The organism is Pseudomonas orientalis, from assembly GCF_002934065.1.
Classification (GTDB): Bacteria; Pseudomonadota; Gammaproteobacteria; order Pseudomonadales; family Pseudomonadaceae; genus Aquipseudomonas; species Aquipseudomonas orientalis_A.
Genome location: NZ_CP018049.1, coordinates 3,003,131 through 3,023,108, shown reverse-complemented (window position 1 = coordinate 3,023,108; position 19,978 = coordinate 3,003,131). Strand labels below are relative to the sequence as shown.

The 19,978-nt window shown below is 55.8% G+C and carries 20 protein-coding genes, 1 tRNA gene and 4 pseudogenes; 11 read left to right on the top strand and 14 right to left on the bottom strand.

Annotation, left to right across the window (positions count from 1 at the left end; translation table 11 throughout):
- Positions 1–119: 119 nt before the first annotated feature.
- Entirely contained in the window at positions 120–1,457 is a 1,338-nt protein-coding gene (locus BOP93_RS13415; RefSeq protein ID WP_104503011.1) for a hypothetical protein, read from the top strand.
- 91 nt (positions 1,458–1,548) lie between these two features.
- On the opposite strand, the gene BOP93_RS13410 is transcribed toward BOP93_RS13415, so the two are convergent.
- From BOP93_RS13410 to BOP93_RS13400, 3 genes are read right to left on the bottom strand one after another with little or no spacing between them, the layout of a single operon-like run.
- Positions 1,549–2,988 carry an efflux transporter outer membrane subunit gene (locus BOP93_RS13410; RefSeq protein ID WP_104503010.1) on the bottom strand — a complete coding sequence of 480 codons (1,440 nt, stop codon included), beginning with the start codon at positions 2,986–2,988 and terminating at the stop codon, positions 1,549–1,551.
- 2 nt (positions 2,989–2,990) lie between these two features.
- Positions 2,991–6,131, bottom strand: coding sequence for a multidrug efflux RND transporter permease subunit (locus BOP93_RS13405; protein WP_104503009.1), 3,141 nt, complete (start codon positions 6,129–6,131; stop codon positions 2,991–2,993).
- A 15-nt stretch (positions 6,132–6,146) separates the two neighbouring features.
- The gene (locus BOP93_RS13400; protein WP_237140352.1) at positions 6,147–7,193 is read right to left on the bottom strand and encodes an efflux RND transporter periplasmic adaptor subunit; all 1,047 of its coding nucleotides are present in this window, start codon (positions 7,191–7,193) and stop codon (positions 6,147–6,149) included.
- A gap of 459 nt (positions 7,194–7,652) precedes the next feature.
- Between BOP93_RS13400 and BOP93_RS13395 the strand changes: the two genes are divergently transcribed.
- The gene (locus BOP93_RS13395; protein ID WP_104503007.1) at positions 7,653–8,603 is read left to right on the top strand and encodes a S24 family peptidase; all 951 of its coding nucleotides are present in this window, start codon (positions 7,653–7,655) and stop codon (positions 8,601–8,603) included.
- Between the two features lie 72 nt (positions 8,604–8,675).
- On the opposite strand, the gene BOP93_RS13390 is transcribed toward BOP93_RS13395, so the two are convergent.
- From BOP93_RS13390 to BOP93_RS13375, 4 genes are read right to left on the bottom strand one after another with little or no spacing between them, the layout of a single operon-like run.
- Positions 8,676–9,626, bottom strand: coding sequence for an HlyD family secretion protein (locus BOP93_RS13390; protein WP_104503006.1), 951 nt, complete (start codon positions 9,624–9,626; stop codon positions 8,676–8,678).
- Entirely contained in the window at positions 9,623–10,375 is a 753-nt protein-coding gene (locus BOP93_RS13385) for an ABC transporter ATP-binding protein (RefSeq protein ID WP_104503005.1), read from the bottom strand. Before BOP93_RS13385 ends, BOP93_RS13390 begins: the two co-directional genes overlap by 4 nt.
- A gap of 5 nt (positions 10,376–10,380) precedes the next feature.
- Positions 10,381–11,511 (bottom strand): ABC transporter permease, encoded by a 1,131-nt coding sequence (locus BOP93_RS13380; protein WP_104503004.1) that lies wholly within the window; start codon positions 11,509–11,511, stop codon positions 10,381–10,383.
- Complete coding sequence (locus BOP93_RS13375) at positions 11,511–12,971, bottom strand: efflux transporter outer membrane subunit (protein WP_104503003.1); 1,461 nt, start codon at positions 12,969–12,971, stop codon at positions 11,511–11,513. The genes BOP93_RS13380 and BOP93_RS13375 overlap by 1 nt, the downstream gene beginning before the upstream one ends.
- A gap of 277 nt (positions 12,972–13,248) precedes the next feature.
- Here BOP93_RS13375 and BOP93_RS13370 point away from each other — a divergent pair, with 277 nt between their 5' ends.
- Positions 13,249–13,842: a GNAT family N-acetyltransferase gene (locus BOP93_RS13370; RefSeq protein WP_237140350.1), complete on the top strand. Its 594-nt coding sequence runs from the start codon at positions 13,249–13,251 to the stop codon at positions 13,840–13,842.
- A gap of 76 nt (positions 13,843–13,918) precedes the next feature.
- Here the strand turns inward: BOP93_RS13370 and BOP93_RS13365 are convergent, their stop codons facing one another.
- On the bottom strand, positions 13,919–14,083 hold the full coding sequence (locus BOP93_RS13365) for a DUF3606 domain-containing protein (RefSeq protein ID WP_104503002.1): 165 nt from the start codon (positions 14,081–14,083) through the stop codon (positions 13,919–13,921).
- Positions 14,084–14,214: 131 nt separating this feature from the next.
- A pseudogene (locus BOP93_RS27820) lies at positions 14,215–14,430 on the bottom strand (integrase); the annotation flags it as partial.
- Positions 14,431–14,510: 80 nt separating this feature from the next.
- Here BOP93_RS27820 and BOP93_RS27430 point away from each other — a divergent pair.
- A complete protein-coding gene (locus BOP93_RS27430) occupies positions 14,511–14,711 on the top strand; it encodes a hypothetical protein (protein ID WP_130138267.1) in 201 nt (66 codons plus the stop codon).
- A gap of 78 nt (positions 14,712–14,789) precedes the next feature.
- Entirely contained in the window at positions 14,790–15,074 is a 285-nt protein-coding gene (locus BOP93_RS13355) for a hypothetical protein (RefSeq protein ID WP_104503001.1), read from the top strand.
- Between the two features lie 81 nt (positions 15,075–15,155).
- Here BOP93_RS13355 and BOP93_RS28225 read toward each other — a convergent pair whose 3' ends face one another.
- Together BOP93_RS28225 and BOP93_RS28220 are read right to left on the bottom strand one after the other, a co-directional pair.
- Positions 15,156–15,461, bottom strand: coding sequence for a nucleoid-associated protein (locus BOP93_RS28225; protein ID WP_430758794.1), 306 nt, complete (start codon positions 15,459–15,461; stop codon positions 15,156–15,158).
- Positions 15,462–15,517: 56 nt separating this feature from the next.
- Positions 15,518–15,727 carry a nucleoid-associated protein gene (locus BOP93_RS28220; protein ID WP_430758781.1) on the bottom strand — a complete coding sequence of 70 codons (210 nt, stop codon included), beginning with the start codon at positions 15,725–15,727 and terminating at the stop codon, positions 15,518–15,520.
- A 377-nt stretch (positions 15,728–16,104) separates the two neighbouring features.
- On the opposite strand from BOP93_RS28220, the gene BOP93_RS13345 reads away from it, so the two are divergent.
- Entirely contained in the window at positions 16,105–16,695 is a 591-nt protein-coding gene (locus BOP93_RS13345; protein WP_104503000.1) for a DUF6338 family protein, read from the top strand.
- A 9-nt stretch (positions 16,696–16,704) separates the two neighbouring features.
- The gene (locus tag BOP93_RS27625; protein ID WP_167400617.1) at positions 16,705–16,881 is read left to right on the top strand and encodes a hypothetical protein; all 177 of its coding nucleotides are present in this window, start codon (positions 16,705–16,707) and stop codon (positions 16,879–16,881) included.
- Here the strand turns inward: BOP93_RS27625 and BOP93_RS27815 are convergent.
- Positions 16,829–17,158 (bottom strand): annotated as a pseudogene (locus BOP93_RS27815) (hypothetical protein). The gene BOP93_RS27625 and the pseudogene BOP93_RS27815 overlap by 53 nt on opposite strands.
- A gap of 103 nt (positions 17,159–17,261) precedes the next feature.
- On the opposite strand from BOP93_RS27815, the pseudogene BOP93_RS13335 reads away from it, so the two are divergent.
- Positions 17,262–17,501: pseudogene (locus tag BOP93_RS13335) on the top strand (phage tail protein); the annotation flags it as partial.
- 29 nt (positions 17,502–17,530) lie between these two features.
- Here BOP93_RS13335 and BOP93_RS13330 read toward each other — a convergent pair.
- Positions 17,531–18,412: a S1 family peptidase gene (locus BOP93_RS13330; protein ID WP_104502999.1), complete on the bottom strand. Its 882-nt coding sequence runs from the start codon at positions 18,410–18,412 to the stop codon at positions 17,531–17,533.
- A 449-nt stretch (positions 18,413–18,861) separates the two neighbouring features.
- Here BOP93_RS13330 and BOP93_RS13320 point away from each other — a divergent pair, with 449 nt between their 5' ends.
- From BOP93_RS13320 to BOP93_RS27810, 3 genes and pseudogenes are all read left to right on the top strand, one after another.
- Complete coding sequence (locus tag BOP93_RS13320; protein WP_104502997.1) at positions 18,862–19,041, top strand: hypothetical protein; 180 nt, start codon at positions 18,862–18,864, stop codon at positions 19,039–19,041.
- A gap of 79 nt (positions 19,042–19,120) precedes the next feature.
- Positions 19,121–19,549, top strand: coding sequence for an RDD family protein (locus BOP93_RS13315; RefSeq protein ID WP_104502996.1), 429 nt, complete (start codon positions 19,121–19,123; stop codon positions 19,547–19,549).
- Positions 19,550–19,668: 119 nt separating this feature from the next.
- A pseudogene (locus BOP93_RS27810) lies at positions 19,669–19,749 on the top strand (tail assembly protein); the annotation flags it as partial.
- A gap of 135 nt (positions 19,750–19,884) precedes the next feature.
- Here BOP93_RS27810 and BOP93_RS13305 read toward each other — a convergent pair.
- Positions 19,885–19,971, bottom strand: a tRNA-Leu gene (locus tag BOP93_RS13305).
- Positions 19,972–19,978: the final 7 nt, after the last annotated feature.

Genomic DNA, 19,978 nt, shown 5'->3' with positions numbered 1-19,978 from the left:
CGTTCAGGCTCCGCGCGACGACAGTCCCTTCGCAGGGTGCTGATTTGGGTTACCGCATGCCTGCGCCAAGCCGGAACACTCCTGTCTCGCCTCACAACAATAAAAACAGGAGAGACGTCATGCGCATGCGCCCTTACGCGCCAATGCTGTCGCTGGTTGCACTCTGTGCAGTCGGCTGGCAGGCAAACGCCTACACGCTTTACAACGAAGAGGGCGGTGGAACCGTCTTGAATGCCGACCTGGGTGCTGCATTTGGCTGGTATGGCAGCACCCATAACTACCTGGGCGATCCAGACAAACAACCCGGCGGCATGCATTGGCAGGAGGGTTACGTTAAATACGGACTCAACGGCTCCACGGACAAGATCGTGGCCGGTTCGGTCTATGGTGGCTTCAGCCTGCTAAGCAGCGGGTCATGGGGCGATGGAGACATCGGGGCGACCACGGCGGGCGACGAGCGACGCACCGCTGTGGAAGACGCGTTCCTGGGCTGGCGATCGGGCGACCTGCTACCCGCCCTCGGCAAGGATGGCGTGGATTTCTCTTTCGGACGTCAGATTGTCACGGTGGACGGCTTTCTGATCACCGACGATGGATTCGACGCAGGTAACGCGTTCAGCCCCATCGAGGGCGTGCGTGATGGCCGGTTCGACCGGGGTGGCGCCTTTTACCTGGGCCAACGCCTGGCGTTCGGCAACACAGCGGTACTCAAGCTGGGCGGCAAGGAAGGGTTGCACGGCAGCGTGATCTGGTTGAAGTCCGATAACCCCGGGCAGTCCAAGACCGAACTGGCAGTGGGGACCATCGATTACACCACACCCTTTGGTTCTATCGGTTCGACCTACGTGCACGGCCTGGATGTGGAGGAGAAATACGCCTTCGCAGATCGGGCTGAGCGCAAGGGCATGAACGTCTACAGCATTCGTGGGCAGGGCAATGCCGGGATCGAGAACGCCGATTTTGCGTTCGAAGTGGCCCGTCAGGAAAAGCGTTCGGGCTCGCAGCGGGCGATGTTCTTCGACGCGGGTTACACCTTTGTCGACAAGCCATGGCAACCGACCGTCAGCTATCGTTATTCGCGCTACTCCGAAGGCTGGGACTTCCTGTTCCAGGGCGGTTATCGCAAGCGCCTGCAGGGCGAAGTCGGGCTTAATTATGCGGGCTCCGTGACCTCGAATATGGAGATCCACGACGTGCTCCTTTCGGTCAAGCCGACCGAGAAGTTGACCCTTAATGCGATGGCGTTCAACTATCACCAGCTTTCCCGTCGCCATGAGCTGGACTTCGCAGCGCAGGAGGTCGATTTTTTTGTGGATTGGGCGGTCACGGAGAACATCATGCTGTCGCCGCTGATTGGCTTCTACAAACCGGAGAAGTGGCTGGGCAACGGTGGCCGGCAGAGCGGCGACGCCTCCACCAACACCTACATGCAGTTCATTGTGTGGGCGACGTTCTGAGTCGTCATTGAGGGCTGGTGCAGTCCGGGCAGGCGTTGACGTTTAGCGTCAACGCCTCCTTGCGTTCATGCCCATGGCTTCTCGTATCAGCTCAACCCTGCGGCGCGGCAATAGCTGCGCCGCTGCGGTCCTGCAAACCCCCTCCCAGAGACTTGTACAGTGCGACTGTGTTGACGATATCGTCACGTCGCAACTCCAACAGCGCTTGGCGTGCGGCGTAGAGCAGACGCTGTGCGTCCAGCAGCTCCAGCCTGCCATCCAGCCCCGCCTGATAGCGCAGGGTTGACAGCCCAAGGCGGCGTTCCGCGGTCTTTACGGCACGTAGTTGCGCTTCGATTTGTCTATCGAATGTCGCTGTACCGGCCAAGGCGTCCGCGACCTCCCGAAAAGCCGTCTGAAGGGTGCGCTCATAGAGGGCAATGGCTTCGGATTTACGGACCTTGGCCAGGTCCAGTTCGGCGCGCAGCTGCCCGGCCTGGAACAGCGGCTGGGTCACCTGAGGCACGAATCTCCAGACCTGCCGCGAGGGGTCGAACAAGTCGCCGATTGATGAGCTGGCATAACCAAAAGAGGCGGTCAGTGAAATTCGCGGAAAGAACGCCGCACGCGCGGCGCCGATATTGGCGTTGCTGGCGATAAGGTGTTGTTCGGCCTGGCGCACATCGGGACGCGTCAAGAGCACGTCAGCCCGCAGTTCGGCGGGCAGTCGTGCGATGACGGGTTGCCGTTCCAGCGGCAGTGCCGAAGGCAGATCGTTGGGCAGCTCGCCACCGACAATCAATTGCAGGGCGTTGCCGGCCTTGGCAAGTGTACGCTGACGTGCCTGCAAGTCGGCTTCGGCCAGTGCGACCTGGTTTTCGGCCTGGGCGACGTCCAGCTCACTGTTCTGCATCGACGTCTTCATCAGGCGAGCCAGTTCCAGGGACACTCGCCAATCCGCGAGTGTGCGCTCGGCCAATTGGCACTGCTCACGGGCCAGTTGCTGTGCGAAATACGTCTCGGCAACGGCACTCACCAGGATGATCTGAGCGGCTTCACGGCCATTTTCACTGGCGAAGTAGCGTGCCAGCGCGGCATCGGAAAGTGCCCGTACACGTCCGAACAGATCCAGCTCGAACGCATTGATGCCCACGTTCACCCCCACCTGCTGAGTGACTTGGCGATTTTCGCTGCCCTGGCCGCTCACGCCTGCGGCCCGCTCGCGAGTGGCGCTTGCATCGGCGGACACGGAAGGAAAACGTCCGGCGATTTGAATCTGTGACATGGCCCGGGCGGCTTCGACATTCAGCGTAGCCAGACGCAGATCACGGTTGTTCTGCAGCGCCAGGTCAATCAACCGCTGCAAACGCAGATCGCCGAACATCGTTCGCCAGCCCAGGGCTGCAGCCGTCAACGAAGCGCCTGACTTCATCGCGGCCCCTTCCTGCAGTGGAAAGTGCGAAGGAACGGGCAGTGCCGGACTGTCCAGCTTGGGCGTCAGCACACAGGCGGACAGGCAGCCAGCCAGGGACAAGCAAACCAACAGGCGCATGTTTAATTTTCCGGGGTCATGGTTGAGGTGCTTTTGGAGCGGCGTGCACGCCATGCCTCGAAGCGTTCCTGGCTGCCGATTACGAAGACGAAGAACGCGGGCACAAAGAACACCGCCAGCAAGGTGCCACTGAGCATTCCGCCGAATACGCCAGTGCCGATCGCATGCTGGGTTTCCGCGCTGGCGCCCGAGGCGAGCATCAGGGGGACAACGCCGAGAGTGAAGGCCATGGACGTCATCAGAATCGGGCGCAGGCGTAGCCGAGAGGCGGTGACTGCCGCGTCGATCAACGTTCGGCCTTCAGCATGCAACTGGCGCGCGAACTCTACGATCAAGATGGCATTTTTCGCCGACAAACCAATGATTGTGATCATCCCGACTTTGAAAAATACATCGTTGGGCAAGCCTCGCAGCATCACTGCGGCGACTGCCCCGAGCAGGCCCAATGGCACCACCAGCACCACTGAAAGAGGAATCGACCAGCTTTCGTACAATGCGGCGAGCACCAGGAAAACCACCAACGCTGACAACAACATCAACAACGGCGCCTGCGCCGCCGACTGTTTTTCCTGTAGCGATTGGCCTGTCCACGCCACGGCGAAGCCCTGGGGCAATCGCGCGACCAGGCGCTCCATTTGCGCCATCGCCGCTCCGCTTGAGACACCCTCGGCAGCGCCACCGGTAATGCGCACCGCCGGGAAACCCTGGAAGCGCATCATTTGCTGGGGGGACTCGGTCCACACCGGCGTCACCACTTCGCGCAACGGCACCATGCCATTTGTCGAGTTGCGTACACGCAGGCTCAATACGTCTTCCAATTGCATACGCGCAGCGGCATCGGCTTGCAAAATGACGGATTGCAGGCGTCCTGCGTTGGGAAAGTCGTTGACGTAGAGCGAGCCCATGGCCGAAGACAACGTGCTGTTCACGGCGGCGAACGACAGGCCCATTGATTCGGCCTTCTGCCGATCAATCTCCAGCCGGACGCTCTCGCCAGGCGGCAGGCCATCGGCGTAAACGCCGCTGACGAGCTTGTCCTGCGCGGCCAGTTTCAGCAGTTGCGCCTGGGCCGCCAGGAGCGCTTGCTCTCCACGATTTGCCCGATCCTGTAGAAAAAAGGTGTAGCCGGACGACGTGCCCAGGTCATCTATCGGAGGTGGCATCAGGCTCATCGTGGTGCCTTCGACACTGTCGGTCATCGCGCTCTGGGCCAGCGCGGCCTCATTGCTCGCTGTCGCACCATTGCGTTGATTCCAGTCCTTGAGCATGGTGAACGCCATGGCCGTGTTGGGGCCGGAACCTGCGAAGCTGAAGCCCTGCACCACCAGGTTGGCGGCAAGCGCCGGACGTGACGCCACATGGGCTTCGAACGCCTTGACCACATCCAATGTGCGCTCGCTGGTTGCGCCGGTTGGCAACTGGATCGATGTCATGAAATAACCCTGATCTTCCTCAGGCAGAAACGAGGAGGGCAACTGCGCCATGGCAACGGTCAATACGGCGCATATCGCCGCAAAAATCAGCATCATCCTGCCGCTGCGGCCGACCATTTGGCCAACGCGCTCGCTGTAGCGGCCTGTGAGTCGCTCGAAGGCTCGGTTGAACGCACCGAAAAAGCCGCGCTTGTCGTAATGACCAGGCGTGACCGGGCGCAGCAGCGTTGCGCAAAGCGCGGGTGTCAGGGTCAACGCCAGCAGCGCCGAGAACAGGATCGATACCACCATGGACAGGGTGAATTGCTGGTAGATGACGCCGACGGACCCGCTGCCGAACGCCATGGGTATGAACACCGCCGTGAGCACCAGGGTGATCCCGATCACCGCACCGCTGATTTCCTTCATGGCCTGGGACGTCGCCGCTCTTGGCGATAACCCCTGGGTAGCCATCAGGCGCTCCACGTTTTCCACCACGACGATGGCATCATCGACAATGATGCCAATGGCCAGCACCATGCCAAACATGGTCAATGCGTTGATCGAGAACCCCGCCAGCAACATCACGGCGAAGGTGCCGAGCAGGGCGATGGGTGCAACGATGGCGGGAATCAACGTGTAGCGTACTTTTTGCAGGAACAGGTACATCACCAGAAACACCAGGACCATGGCTTCGAGCAAGGTATACACGACCTTCTCGATAGAGACCTTGACGAAGGGTGCTGTGTCGAAGGGGATGGAGTACGACATGCCTGTCGGCATGCTGGGTGCCAGCTCGGCCAATCTGTCGCGCACCGCCTGGGCGGTGCGCACGGCGTTTGCGCCTGGCGCGAGCTGAATGGCGGCGCTGGTCGCGACCTTGCCGTTTTCTCGATTGGAGAATGCGTAGGATTGCGCACCCAGCTCGACACGCGCTACGTCGCCAATCAGCACTTTTGAACCGTCCACATTGGCACGCAGTACGATAGCCGCAAACTGCTCCGGGGTTGATAGCTGCCCTTGCACGGTCAACGGGATCGTCAGGCGCTGGCCGGGCAGTGTGGGTTCGTCACCCAATCGACCCGGGGCGATCTGCGCATTCTGCTGCTCGACTGCCTGGGCCACATCACTCATGGTCAAGCCGAACGCCGTCAGCTTGGCGGGCTCCACCCAGATACGCATGGCCTGCTCAGCGCCGAATAACTGCACGCGACCCACGCCTTTGATCCGTCTCAGCTCCTGCACCACGTTGCGCGCCAGGTAATCGTTGAGGGCGAGTTCACCGAAGCGCAAGTCGGGCGATGTCATGCCGATCATCATCAGAAAACCCGACGCCGCCGACTCGACCTGCATGCCGTTCTGACGCACCACCTGCGGCAGGCGTGTTTCCACCGCTTTGACGCGATTTTGTACATCGATCTGGGCCATTTCGGGGTTGGTGCCAGGCACAAAAGTGGCGCTGATCTGCGCGGTGCCCGATGCGTCGACAGCGGATTCGAAGTACAGCAGATTCTTCACGCCTGATAGTTCACGTTCAATCAGGCTGACGACCGAGTCGTTAAGCGTTTGCGGCGAAGCCCCCGGATAACTGGCCGTCAGGCTGACTGACGGAGGCGCTACCGAGGGGTAACGCGCGATCGGCAGTTGCGGAATGGCAATAAGGCCGAACAATACAATGAACAACGCGATCACCCAGGCGAACACCGGGCGATTGATGAAAAACTGAGACATGACGGGGTTCTCTGCCTAACGCGCAGTGGCGTTGAGTGGGAGCGCAGCGGCATTTGCCTGCCAGGAGGCGGCGCTGACTTGCGCGTTTTCGGTCAGGCGCTCCAGACCCTCGATGACAACGAGCTGTCCAGCGCTGAGCCCGGACACCACGCGGTAGCGGCGATCGACCAGTTCCCCCAGTTCGATTGCGACAGCGTGTGCCTGCTCCTTGGCATCTATCACCCACACGCGTGCCTGGCCGCCGCTACGCAGTACGGCTTGCTGCGGTACGCTCAGCGCCTGCGGATAATCGGCCAGTGGCACCCGCGCTTGTACAAACAGGCCTGGCAGCAGCTGGCGATGGGGGTTGTCGACCAGTATGCGGAGCAACACGTCTCCGGTACCCGCATCTACGTTGATCCCGGAGAACAGGATGCTGCCGTTGAGGCCGGTGGGGTTGCCGGAACTGTCGAGAATCTCTACGGGCAAGCCAGGCGCGCGTTGACCGTCCTGGGCGCTGAGTGATTCGCGCAGCGAGCGCAGTGTCGATGCGGTTTGACGAACATCGACATACACTTGGTCAATCTGCTGGATTCTCGCCATCGGTGCGCTGTCAGTTGATGATACAAGCGCGCCTTCGCTCACCAGGGTCTGGTCAATGCGTCCGGCAATCGGCGCGTCGACTGTCGCGAACCTCAGGTCCAGCCGGCGTCGAGCCAGGGTTGCCTTGGACTGGGCGACATCCGCCTCAGCCTGATCGCGCAGTGATATGGCGTCGTCGTAGACTTGGCGGCTGACTGCCTCGGCGTGCATCAAAGGCGAAAGCCGTTCGGCCTGGATGCGTGCGCGTTTCAATGCGGCCTGCGCTTTGAGCACCAGCGCTGCAGCGCTATCGACTTCGGCTTTGAAGGGGGCCGGGTTAATCTGAAACAAGGCCGTGCCGGCAGTCACTTCAACGCCCTGATCAAATAGACGCTTGTGCACGATGCCGCTGATCTGCGCGCGAATGTCGGCAGTGCGAACTGCCGAAACACGGCCAGGCAGTACCTCGCTGACTTTTATGGAAGCGGGTTCAAGGGGCATTACGGAAACCTGTGGGATAGGCACGTCGTCGGCGACTTGCCCCTCGGGGTGACACCCGGTTAAGGCGAACATAAAAAGCCCGATCCATAAGGGACACGGTCGCCTGGATCTAAAAGACATACCTGAATAACCTCATTAAAAATATTGCCAGGCTCAAGGCCGTGGCGCTCGAATGGAATGTTCAACTAAAAGAGTTGGGATTCATTCGACGTTATGTGTAGGTAGTGTGGATTTTGAAACTAACGTGGCGGGCGGTAATGATGTTCGGAGTATCCGAAAACAGTAGCGTGGTTAAATCTCCATCAAAACTCCATCGTTTCTCCACACGGTCTTGGCATTGTTCATGGAGCATGCGTTATATATAAAGAGCCCCTGAAAACCTGGCGCTGAATCGATCTGGCTGTTGGCAATAACGGTTGAGTCAGGGTGCGCAGAGGCAAGTTGGCACAGGTCGATAGAATGAAATTTGATGGTTTTAATCAGCGGCTTAGACAGGCGATTGGCGGTGAAACAATCTATTCATTCGCGAAGAAAAGTGGTATTTCCGAACCCTTGTTGCGCAAATATTTGAGTGGTGAATCTGTCCCGAGTCTGGAAAAAGCCTGGAAAATGGCCGTCACGGCCAATGTCTCGCTTGATTGGTTGGCGGGGAAGGGAGCCCCGCACGTTATCCAGCAATCAAGCAGTACGGTATCCCTGGATCACCACTCACAACGTTTGAGCATTCCTCCTGGTGACGGCGCTGTCAAAGAATTTGGCGGGTTCAGCGCACGCTTGAAAAAAGCGCTGGGCGATGAAACACCCCACGCATTTTCAAATAAATGCGCAATCGCTAACAGTTCGCTATACAGTTATCTAAAAGGACGGGTTGTACCTAATATTGAAAGGGCCTGGAAAATGGCTGTCGTCGCCAACGTATCACTTGATTGGTTGGCGGGTGGGGGCTGTAAGGAGAGTCAGCCCGATCAAAATGGAGCAGGCAGTGGGGATAATGACGCCTACGTCTATATTCCACTTTACGAGCCTGTTTTGCGTGGCCGTAAGGGTCCAGGGAATCTCAGCGCAAACGTTCTCACCCACCTTGCGTTCCCCGCCGACTCATTGCACAAACAGAAACTGTGCCCGCAGCAGCTTTTAGCGATTCCAGTAATGGGTGATTCGATGGCTGGAATATTGAATGCGGGCGATATCGTAATGATTGACCTGGAACGCAACCAGCTCGATGCCGATGCCCTCTATGTGATTCGTTTGAACGACCAGTTGTATGCCAAGCGGCTGCAGCGACTTTCGGACGGTTCGGCATGCATCATTAATGAAAACAAGGCATACCGTGATGTGCTCGTAACAAAGGCTCAGGTCAATGATATTGACATTATGGGCCGTGTGATATGGACCTCCAGCTGGATGTAGGCGCTCAATATCGGGAAGCCTGCGTAGCGGCGTTGGCGCACAAGCGACATGCCGCAGGCAGAAGCGAGTGCGTTATTCCGCATCAGCGGGAAAAGGGCTATGGAAGCGTTTGCGCTGGCTGCGATCAACGCCAAAATGTACCAACATCCTTTGTCCTATACGTACGGAAGCGGGCACCGCCTGATCGAGCACCAATATGCATTCGACGGTACGCAGATTACCGCGTGTCTGCGGATCGTCCTCAAGCGTGCTATTACCAAACACAGGGCTGACACGCAGTACATGGGCAGATATGGCCGGTAGTCCGCTGCCGGTATCATCGGTGACTTGTGCCTTCATACCCGGGACAACGATGCCGATAAATGACTCGTTCAACTCGGCCCGTATGATGCGCTCTGTAGTGGGCAATAATATGAATGCGGGTCCTGATGACGCGGAGAGAGACGCGCCCAGTTGAACAAAACTACGAACAATCTGCGCATCCGCGGGTGAAACAATATTGCGCTGTTCCAGTTCATAGCGCGCACTGGCCAGTTTTCTCCTGGTGACGGCTGCGTCCGCGTCATTATCTTCAATTCGATCGTGCAACTGCTGCGCAGCCTCACGCGCATCGTCAGCACTCTGTTGATCGCCGGCCCCGACGCTTGCAGCGGTCGTCAACCGTTTGGCCTTTAGATCAGCGGCCTTGAAGTGTCTGGCCAATTGCTTGGCGCGAACCTCGAGTTGTTGTTGCTCGGCCTGCGCCGCACTGACGGCCAGTTGCGCAAGTTCGCTGTCCAGGGAGGCCAGCAATTGGCCTTTACGTACCTGATCGCCCTCGCTTACCCGGATTTTTTTCACGACGCCCTCTCGCTGCGTGCCAAGCTTCAAGACCCCGCCTTCAACATCGAGACGGCCGCGCGCGATGGCCAGGTAGGGAGGGGCGGCAGGCACTGCGCCTGAAGAGGTGTCTTCCATACCGCAGCCGGTAAGACACAGGGCGAGAACCAGTGCCAGCAATGGCCGAAACGAACCCGGATTCATAAAACATGTTCCTTTTTACTGGCGATGTTGATTGCGTGGGAGAAAGAGGCGTGGTCAGCCAGGATTCGACCGTCTTCAATGGTCAAGACACGGTCGCTATGATTTATCACTCGTGGGTCATGGCTTACGCACAACACCGTTGTGCCTCGATTGCGCGCAATCCTGTGCAGTATGTCGATAATGATCTGGCCGTTGGCCGCATCCAATGCGCTGGTGGGTTCGTCGGCGAACAGCAGTTCAGGTTCCTTTGCCACGGCTCGCGCAATGGCGACGCGCTGCTTTTCACCGCCGGACAACTCGGAAGGACGCAGGTGCATGCGCGGCCCCAGGCCAACGTCTTCCAAGGCTTGGGTAGCACGTCTGGTGACGTCCTTGGCCGAGAGACCTAGGTAGCTCAGGGGCAGCTCGACCTGTTGCAGCGCATTCAAGGCAGGAAACAAATTGAAACCCTGGAAAATAAATCCCGTGTGTTGCAGGCGAAATTTTTCCAGCTCATGGGTATCGAGTTTCCCAAGGTCATGCCCCAGCGCAGTAACGCGGCCTTGTTCCGGCCGTTGCAAGCCGCTGAGAATTGCCAGTAACGTACTCTTGCCACAGCCGGACGGTCCTGAGATCAACGTCAGCTCGCCTGGCCTTATCGCCAGATTGACATCATGCAGCACAGCCGTAGTCACGCCACCCGCTATAAAGGATTTGCGAATATTGCTTGCCTGAAGTGTGGCTGGAATTGCTGATCTTAACGGTTTCATAAGGCCTATCTCAGAAGACTCGCCGGATCGGCTTGACGTAAGGTTCGAATGGCTGCCAGTCCGGATACCAGCGCCAGAATCATGCTTAGCAGCAGGCAAGCGCCCACCGCAGCGGGTGAAATTTCCACGGGAACGTTGAAATGCCAGGCGATGGCGAACAATCCGCAAGCCAGGATGCTGCTGCCCAGCAGGCCGATCGCCCCGACCCAGAACGCTTGCTCCATCACCACTTTGCGCAGCGCGTTTACGCCGACGCCAAGCGCGTTCAAGGTCGCGTATTCACGGATGGAACCGGCCACGGCGGCCACCAGGGTTTGGCTGGTAATCACCGCACCGACCAAAAATACGATGGCGGCCATGAACAACACCCCAGCCCCGGCCCCGGTATCGAAAATCCAATACATCTGTGAGCGATGAGCAAATTGCTCTGCAGTCCAGACCGCGTAGCTGCCGAACGCCGTCGCCCCTTCGAGACGACCGGCAACCGCATCCGCCTGGGCCGGATCGCGCACTTTGGCCACCAGGTAGGTGGTGCGGTCACTGGCGATGGCGGTATCGAGTAGCCGGGCGGTGGACGACGACGTCAGCACGTTCACACCCCCCAACGCCCGCAAGCCGCCGGTGATGCCCACGACGTGTACGCGACGGCCGTTAATGGTGGCCACGTCCCCCAGATTGACGCCCAGGGTGACCAGGTCGGCGCGGTCGACGATGACGGCTCCCGGCTCGTTCAAAAGCGCGCGTAGCGGCGTAGCCAGTAGTTGCTGAAACATCAATCCACGTGGCCCAGCCTCAATACCAGAGACAAATACCGAGACACCGCCGGTATCGCGTGCGCCTCGCCAATCGGCATCCAGCCATTGAAATTGCTCAACCCTGGTGATGTCGGGATCCATGCGCAGACGCATCTCCACGCCGGCGTCTATTGTTCGGCCCAGGTTGACGCTTTGAGTGCCTGGGAATCCCACCCAGACATCGGCGGCGGAGCGGGTGATATAGACGCTGGCGCTACTGAAGATTCCCGTCACCAGACCCACTTGGAGCAATTGCAGCAATCCGGCAAAACCCACCGCAATAATCGCGGGAAGGAACCGGCGCCATTCGTAGAGGAGCGTTTGACGCGCAAGGGCAACCATCAGTCAATGTCCTTCAGGGTATCTGCCGGCAATGGCGCACCGCCTAATGCTTTGTACAGCGTGATGTAGGCCAAACCTCGCTCGGCATTGGCGCGAGCCACCTGTTGCAGGGCGTTCAGCTTCTCAATCCGGGCATCGTCGATGTCCAGTTCACTCAGCAAACCCAATCGGGCGCGTTGCTCCAGCGCGTCAAGGTAAGCTTGAGATTCGGTTAACGCGTGCAGGGACGACTGTTCATACACACGCAACTGCTCGAGGTCTCCCAACGCGGTTTCCGCTTCAGCGACGCCCTGTAATACGGATTGTTGATAGGCCAGGACCGCGGCCTGCAGTTGATGGTCCTTGGCCTGTGCATTGGCCAATCGCTGACCCCAGTCGAACAATGGGATACTTATCCCAGGTCCGGCCGAGAAGATGCTGTCGCCACTGCGCGTTCGTTTGCGGTTGCTGGCAATATTGACTGACCACTGCAATGACGCACCTAAACTGATACGGGGATAGATATCGGCCCGACTCATACCCAGTTCGCCCGCGGCAATGAGTACCTGAGCTTCGGCAATACTGATCTCAGGCCGCGTTCGCAACAGGTCAGCCGGTAAGCTGGTCAGTTGCCAAGGCCCCAGTTTGGGTGGGGGGCCGGGCTGCAGCCACGCCGCATCCGGCTCGTTTTGTCCGACCAGTAGCGCTAACTGTTGCGCGCTTCGGTTTATGGTTTGTCGTGGTGCATTCAGCGCAATTGCGCAACGCGCCAGTTCGGCCCGAGCCTTTGCAATTTCGGTAGAGGCGGTGAGATTCAGGTGCTCGCGAACAAGCAATAATTCCAGCTTTTTACGTTGCACTTGCTCAATGGCGCTCAAGGTGGCTTCAAGCTGCTGCGCCGCGCGCAGTTCAATCCAACGACTGCTCACTTCTGCGACCAATGACACGCGTACCGTGCGTAAGTCGCCCGTCATCAGCGCTTCATGGCCATGGGCAAGACGATCGGCACTCTGTTTCGCCCCAAACAACGGGAGTTCCCATTGTGCGTCGAGCCCCAGGAGCAAGTAAGAGGTGCTGGTGTCGGGGCTGACGGCATCGGTGGTTTTTATTCCCAGTGCGGGCAAGTAGGGCGACTGCGCGCGCTGACTGAGTATTCGTGTTGCCCGTAATCGCTCTGTTGCCTCGGCAACATCCAGGTTTTTCTGTAAGGCGCGAATCACCAATGCGTCCAGCTCGGGATCACCGAACGCATGCCACCATTGCTTGAACTCCGGGTGTGCAGGCGCGGTATAGGCGCGTGAATTACGCCATGCATCAGGCGGCGCCGGGTTCAGCGGAGGCAGCGGCGCCACGGAGCAACCGGCAAGCACCAATAGCACTATTAGCGAAAGAGCCAACCTAGTCCTACCTGTTCTAAGTCTGATAAAAGGCTTGATGTTCTTCACCTGGTAGTAAATGGCTGTTCGAGGCTTTAGGGGCATGTGGTTAATTGCAAGAACCGCATCGTAGGCTGCGGTTCTGTATGGTTATTTTATTTTTTCAATAAGGATGGACCTTCTGAGCGCAGAGGTAGGGTTTTGCCCGCATGCTGATAGTTGGGTTTTAAACGTCATATTTGGAAATGGCGGATACCCCGCAGCGGATGCAATGGTACTCACCCAATGTGTGCTTTTGCCCAAGGGTTGATGGAGAGTTTGTGGAGAAACTGCTTTTGATTAGCGAGACGGTGTAGTGATATGGGTATTACGGGAAACCGGCATGGAGCCGCGTCAGAAAAAAGTGAGCCATAAATTGTCTGAAGAATTTCCAGAATTCTCGCTCAGGAGAATCAAGCTGAGAAAAGTCCGTCCTGAGGATGTTGCCTCTGTTTACGCGGGACTGTCGGATCCCCGTGTGGTCGCGCACTACGGTGTTTCCTATACAAGCCTGGCTGCTACCGATGAGCAGATGAGGTGGTTTGAGCACATAGTCGTGCAGAAGACAGGAATGTGGTGGGCTATCGCCCTGAAGACCGATGACTCAATGATCGGAGCATGCGGGCTGAATGATTGGTGCCACAAGCACCGCAAGGCTGAAATCGGCTATTGGTTGATGCCAGAGCACTGGCGACAAGGCCTTTTGACTGAAGCTCTGCCGTCAGTTGTGCGGTACGGCTTGCGCGATATGGGACTCCATCGTATCCACGCAGACGTAGAGCCCGATAACGAGCCCAGCTGCGCGCTTTTGAAAAAATTTGGATTTCACCTCGAAGGAACGCTTCGTGATGTTGAGCTGAAGGATGGCAAGTTTTTAAGCCTCCACCAGTTCAGCTTGCTTGCATCAGACGCGGGTGCAGGGCGGTTCCTGCGTTAATTGGCGAGACGGCTTATGGTGGGTGAAATTGGGTTTGCCTAAAAAGCCCCGCAAAAAGGGCGGGGCATTACCATTTTCATTTACCGAGTTTTTTACGCACGTCGGCGACCATTGGGCCAACAGCCTTCACTGCATCCTTGAGCTGTTGCTCAGTCACGCCAAACTCTTTCGTCCAGTGTTTCAGCTCCCAGGCTTCGGAGGTGTTTACTCGAGCACGGTCTTGCGGGCCACGGTCGTTCAGTCAGACATATTCAGCTCCCTGCGGGTTGACCTGGAAACGTCCAGGTGTCTCTCGATAGAGCGTTGGTAGAGGTGGGTAGTTCGGTCGGAATACAGCGATGGGGATTTCGTTCGGCAGAACGCCGCGGCGGACCCATCTTTCCTGGCCATGATTCGATCAATCACAACCTTAAGCTCAGCCGTTATCTCAATTCTCCTTTTTGCATGCGTCTTGCCTTGCTTTACGGACACCCCGTTGTCGCGGATGTCTCGCTCATCCATTTTCACGGTGTCAGCGATGCGCCGCCCGGTCAGGTGGAACAAATCGAGCGCATCCCGTAGCGGCTGTTCAGCGTGCTTATACACCAGGCATAAGGGATCCGCGCAGGCTGGCGTGATTCGTTTAAGTAGGTGATATGCTTTGCTGCTTTTCAAACAAGGAGGTGGTGATGGCCGGTAAAAAGCTTGAAGCGTTCCGCGAGTGGTTCACGCCGCGTAAGCGGTTATGGGCAGGTGTGTCTTTCCTTGTGGTCGGTGCATTCGGGCCGTTTTTCTATCCAAGTACAAATGGTTATTGGGCTTGCTTGATTGGTCCTGGGGCCATACTTCTCGGCAGCACATGGAATCCCAATCCTCACGATAAGCGCTGAACTCCTCGCCGGCTGGCGCTGTTCAGTGACACGGCGTATTACGGGTGACCGGCATGGAGCCGGCCCACGGAGGCGAAAATGAAGCTTGGTTTTGAAGAGTTTAGCGGCGTCAAATATTGGCTGTCTGCCTCCAAGAAGGGCGATAACCCATGGCGCGGCGAGGTAAATGTGCGAATAAAGGTAGGAGCCGAATATGGACAAAAAACCATCGCTGCGCCTGAAGCCTTCCGAACCGGAGAGGAAGCCATGGACGGCGCGAGACAGATGTTGCAGGCGCTTTGCTTGAGTGGCTCCCTCCGCAGTATGCTGCCAAGCGCCTACGAAGTGATTGAAGGGGAAAACGGTTCCAAACCGTTATCCTGATTTAGCCAGCTCCGCGCTTGAGCTGACCAGTCAGCTGCATGGGCAGGTTACGCAGTGTCAGCGTTCCGCCGGCCTCGTATCTTAGACCTTCGCTTTGATGAAACCGTAGAAGTTCTTCGGCCGGTCTTCGTCGATAAGGCCCGACAGCTCGCCGAACGTGATCGGTTCCTCGATCTTGGCCTTGGCCTGGACCATGGAATAGTTCATCAGGGTGGCCGTCTTCGCGCGCGCCGCCTCATCGACTATGTCCTCGCTCTCAACAAAATCACTGAAAGCCTTCAATAGCTTGCGGGTTTCGCCCGGGCCGTAGATGCCTTCCTGGCAGCCGATGACATCGCCAAAGTATTCGTCGAACTTGCGGACCTGCTTGCCCCTGAGGTAGGAGATATATTGCAGTGACCGCGAGTTGTTCGCTATTCGCTGATATTGATCCTCGCGGCCAGTCAGATGTGGTCCAGGTCCAGGCGCTTTACTGTTATCAGGGCCAGTTCCTCGGTCATGGTCACCGCTTCGGTTTCCTGCACCAGAGCGATGACCAGGTAATCGGTCATGCCTTGCTGGTAATGGCAGAAGAGCGCGTGTCCACCGGTGGAAAGCTTCGATTCTTCCATTAGTTTGGTCAGGTGTTCGACCGCGGTCGTGCTGAACGCCAAGAAGGTGGATTCGCCGGCCAGGTACTTGCTCAGCCAGCCGCTGAGTGGGTAGTCGCCCGACTCAACTTGCCCCCCCCCAAGCCTTGCTGGCGGTGGCGTTGTAGTTTTCGTTGAACTGTTGCATCAGGTCGTCACTGGACTGGCTTTCAACCTACTCAATTGAGGCCAGATGCAGCACCGCGGGGTTACCGTCGGGCTTTTTGTCGATTTTGTGGATTGCAGTGTGGTGTACGGGCATCTCGACCACCTCAAATAATCGCCGCTATCCGTTCATGTGTTCAGAGCGTAGTGGTGGTGGTGGTGGCGTTTTGATTGTGCCCCTCGGCTTTGACTGCTAATGTCGAGTTCACACCAGTTAGAAATCAAGGAGGGTGGTTTTGGACATCTGGCAAACTGACAAGCTAATTCTATTTATTGCTTTTGTTATTCCTGGCTTTTTAAGTATTAAGTTTTATCAATTGATATTTCCGGGAACAATCAGAAATGCTTCAGACCAAATTATCGATGCAATCGCATATAGCTGCATAAATTATGCTTTGCTCTTTTGGGCGATAGTTTATGTAGAGGGTACAGGCTTTAGGCAAATTCACCCTTCGCTATACTACATGTTTTACGTTTTTGTTCTGTTTGTTTTCCCTTTTTTTCTAGTACTGGCTTGGAAGTGGCTTCGAACGCACGAAAGGTTTAAAGGTACCGCGCCGCATCCGACGCCCAAGCCTTGGGATTTCATTTTTAAGCAAGCGAAGCCCTTTTGGATTATTGTCTATCTAAAAAATGGAAATAAGGTAGGAGGAAAGTATTCGGGAAAATCTTTTGCTTCCAGTTTTCCAGCAGATGAGCAGATTTATTTGGAAGAGGCTTGGCTAGTATCCGATGCAGGACTGCTTGATAGAGCAGTAAAGCAAAGTGCAGGCGTGCTAGTTATGGCGTCTGAGATTTCTTATGTGGAATTCTTCCACTATAACTAAGGTGGCATCATGTCTGATAAAGAACTAACTAATAATGGATATCAACCTAAACCAAGTGACAGAATTGATCGTGGCTATCAGCCAATTTTAGAAAAACCCGATACAGCGCCTGCTACTGGAGGGTATCAACCTACTAGTACTGGCGACAGCCCTGCGAACGTTCCATCCCCTCCGAAGGAGCGATAATCTCGTCACCCGGGTCTTTACGTAACTCGTTTACACTCATGCAATAAAACTGCCGCGCCACGTTTTCACTAATCACGATTTCGTGGCGCGGCTAACGCAAGAACCCGATCAGTTCGCTGTCTCCATTCAAGTCCATCTTCATAATGGCTATCTGCAAAACCTCGCTGATTATCGGCACCTGGCCGCAAAGCCGTATGCGCTCTATGGCTTGTTCGATGGCCGGCCGTGCCTTGTGTCGCAATTCCTTTTCTTGCGGCGAGTAGCTTCGCGGATGTATTTCACGTTCAAGGTTTTCAGTTCCTAAGTAGTGATGGCCTTGCCGATGGTTCAACTGCTGAGGCGAGCCAATCCACGCGCTCCTGCTTCTGCCGACAAATCTGCAGTGTGGCGACATGATCGTCATGCACGTCGGCAGAGCGGTCCACCCAAACCACGCCGGGATATACCTTGGGACAGATCCGGCATTGCCTGGCGAAGAGTCGGGCGTTTTCGGCCCGGGACCCTTCATGCTGCACCATCTGTACGGTGGGCCGTCGGAAATTATCGTCTATGGAGGCCCTTGGTACGACCGAACGCGCCTGATCCCCAAGTATAGGAGAGCCGTGATGAAAGATTTTTAACCGACCGCGACTAATCTAAAGTCTCTATATCAAAGCATTGTTATTTTTCGATGGAAGTCTACTTGCTGTCCTGAAGTGCGCGAATTCATCAGGTCTTTAAATGCAAAAATATGATTTGCTGGGATGACGTATCCAAGATTTATCATGTGACTAACTTCTGCGAAACCATCAAGGGAGCTTGGAATATCCCTGATTACTATTTTGCCTTTGCTGGTGTATGTTGGTCCTGCATAAAGTATTCCTATTAGTGTGTTAGGGCGTCTTTTCAACGTAACAAGACCGTTGTTGTTAGTAATGAGGTTGTTTTCTTTAAGCACCACTGGACTGCCACTTGATCCAGGGAAGCAAGCACAGTCAATTACAAAATGCCTACGCCCGTCAAAATCAATTTTTGGATCGCTAGCCAGTGTTCCCTGTCTGATAATAGGAAGGTTGTGTTTCTCGTCAGAGAGGCCGGTTGGGTATCCAACCATTACGACGGTTTCAGCCAAGTCAAGACCACCTAGTACCTCCAAGGAAACGAGGTCAACTTCTGAAAACATATTTCCATAACCCGAGTATCCTGAATCTGTCAGATTTTGTAGAACCGCCGCTATGTTGATAGCTGCGAGATCAATATCGTCGTCAGGATGCTCAAATACGAGAAAGTTTAAACCCTCTTTAAGAATATACTCCGCGACGCCGATTTTTTTGGTGTGATCTGAAGGGGAGGAAAGAGATATTTTTATTGAGATCGTTAATGCCCCTTTAATTACATGCTTGTTCGTGATAAGCATAGGAGCGAATTCATCTTGCCCCATTTTCATGGCGAACATAAACCCAGTACCACGAGATGTACCATTTTTATTGGTGGTCTCAATAAGTGCAGTAGTACTGTCTAAGATGTTTTTGTTAGCGGTGATTCCATTCATTTATTAAAGTATCCTTGGAGTTTTTTTGTGGTAGAGGTTCTTATGCTGGTAGGTCTTACAAGACATCAAATCTATGACCAACGGGGAAGAACATTCGTTGACGGGCATTTTGTTGACTTCGAAACGAAGCTAGGAACCTTTCGCGCTTTAGCCGCGAAATACTTAAAGTGCAATTTAAAGAAGTTCTTCCTTCCGATGCTGAGCACGCTCGATTCACGCTGGGCACCGCTCATAACGAGTTACCTCTGAAGAGGATTGGGTGCGAAACCCTGCTCTACTGCCGGCGAAGGGGTGCTGGCAGATAGCGTAAAACTACTACGCCTTCAGCGACTCTCGATACTGGCATTCCATCCACACTGGATGCCTGGCCAGTGACAATCATGGAAAGATTTCTGGAACGTATTTCAGGCAGGTGATAATTTGCCTGAGCAGCGAAAAGGAGATGCTAAATGTCGATGTATGAAGAAGATGAAGCCCACTGGTGGGATTCGGCGTTCAGTGAGGCTGTTCAGGAATATCTGAATGGTGCGGGCTGTTCTGGCTTGGAATGGCATGAAGTTCCTAACGAAATTCTCGCAGAAGCTGAGTGTGAGGCATTGAAGGTTGTCGGTCCGAAGCCTAAGGATTAGCGCAAGTCAAAGCCCAGCCCCGCGCTGGGCTTTTTGCATCTGGAAATATTGAAATCAAATACCATTGGAGCGGAAACGCATGGAAGTGAGTAGCACTCAAAACGAGTACCGAAAGCCAGACAACTTGGCCGGATTGGGACGTCGGCTTGGAGGGCAGTGGATTGACTCGTTAATTACCCTCTTTGCGCTATTTCTCGTCGGACGCGCGGCTGAGTTTGTTGGTTTTTCTCCAGACTTGGTCGCGGTCTTGGCTTTCGGCACTGCTGCGGGGTATTACCTATTCTCCGACGCAATGCCCAACGGTCAAAGCGTGGGTAAAAAACTGTTGGGGATGTCAGTAATTGACGAGCGCAGCCACCTTAATTGCAATCTATATCAATCCTTTATGCGAAACATCACTACGCCCATTCTGAGCATTTTTGACTGGATATTTATTTTCTTTGGCTCACGGAAGCGCTTAGGAGACATGCTCGCATCCACCATAGTAGTCCGACTTAAGCAGCTGTAACTGTTGGAGGCCTGCCAAACCAAAGATAAAAAGCAGTTCGCGACTGTCTGTGATGAGCGATCAATCCAAGCCGTCTAAGGGCGGCTTTTTCATAGTTGGAGAAAACAATGGCTGCGCTTGCAGGTATCGGTCTTGTCGCTGGCGGCGTAATCCAAATGCTCAGCCCCCAAGCCGGCGGCCTGAAGACCAGCGCCGCGCCCTAGGACACCCCCAGCAGGGTTGGGAGACAGGTCGGCAGGACGCCGAAAGAAGGTAATTGCGCAGCGAATTCTAAAATTACGGAGCAAAAACGATAAGGGCCTGCCCAGGTTTCCCCGGCAAGCCCTTGATATCTATGGTGCCCGAACCCGGAATCGAACCGGGACGCCCTTACGAGCGGGGGATTTTAAGTCCCATGCGTCTACCAGTTTCGCCATTCGGGCGGTAGCG

Coding starts and splice junctions, on each gene's coding strand:
- BOP93_RS13415 (WP_104503011.1), top strand. CDS start 120: ATGCGCATGCGCCCTTACGCGCCAATGCTGTCGCTGGTTGCACTCTGT.
- BOP93_RS13410 (WP_104503010.1), bottom strand. CDS start 2,988: ATGCGCCTGTTGGTTTGCTTGTCCCTGGCTGGCTGCCTGTCCGCCTGT.
- BOP93_RS13405 (WP_104503009.1), bottom strand. CDS start 6,131: ATGTCTCAGTTTTTCATCAATCGCCCGGTGTTCGCCTGGGTGATCGCG.
- BOP93_RS13400 (WP_237140352.1), bottom strand. CDS start 7,193: ATGCCCCTTGAACCCGCTTCCATAAAAGTCAGCGAGGTACTGCCTGGC.
- BOP93_RS13395 (WP_104503007.1), top strand. CDS start 7,653: ATGAAATTTGATGGTTTTAATCAGCGGCTTAGACAGGCGATTGGCGGT.
- BOP93_RS13390 (WP_104503006.1), bottom strand. CDS start 9,626: ATGAATCCGGGTTCGTTTCGGCCATTGCTGGCACTGGTTCTCGCCCTG.
- BOP93_RS13385 (WP_104503005.1), bottom strand. CDS start 10,375: ATGAAACCGTTAAGATCAGCAATTCCAGCCACACTTCAGGCAAGCAAT.
- BOP93_RS13380 (WP_104503004.1), bottom strand. CDS start 11,511: ATGGTTGCCCTTGCGCGTCAAACGCTCCTCTACGAATGGCGCCGGTTC.
- BOP93_RS13375 (WP_104503003.1), bottom strand. CDS start 12,971: ATGCCCCTAAAGCCTCGAACAGCCATTTACTACCAGGTGAAGAACATC.
- BOP93_RS13370 (WP_237140350.1), top strand. CDS start 13,249: ATGGAGCCGCGTCAGAAAAAAGTGAGCCATAAATTGTCTGAAGAATTT.
- BOP93_RS27430 (WP_130138267.1), top strand. CDS start 14,511: ATGGCCGGTAAAAAGCTTGAAGCGTTCCGCGAGTGGTTCACGCCGCGT.
- BOP93_RS13355 (WP_104503001.1), top strand. CDS start 14,790: ATGAAGCTTGGTTTTGAAGAGTTTAGCGGCGTCAAATATTGGCTGTCT.
- BOP93_RS27625 (WP_167400617.1), top strand. CDS start 16,705: ATGTCTGATAAAGAACTAACTAATAATGGATATCAACCTAAACCAAGT.
- BOP93_RS13330 (WP_104502999.1), bottom strand. CDS start 18,412: ATGAATGGAATCACCGCTAACAAAAACATCTTAGACAGTACTACTGCA.
- BOP93_RS13320 (WP_104502997.1), top strand. CDS start 18,862: ATGTCGATGTATGAAGAAGATGAAGCCCACTGGTGGGATTCGGCGTTC.
- BOP93_RS13315 (WP_104502996.1), top strand. CDS start 19,121: ATGGAAGTGAGTAGCACTCAAAACGAGTACCGAAAGCCAGACAACTTG.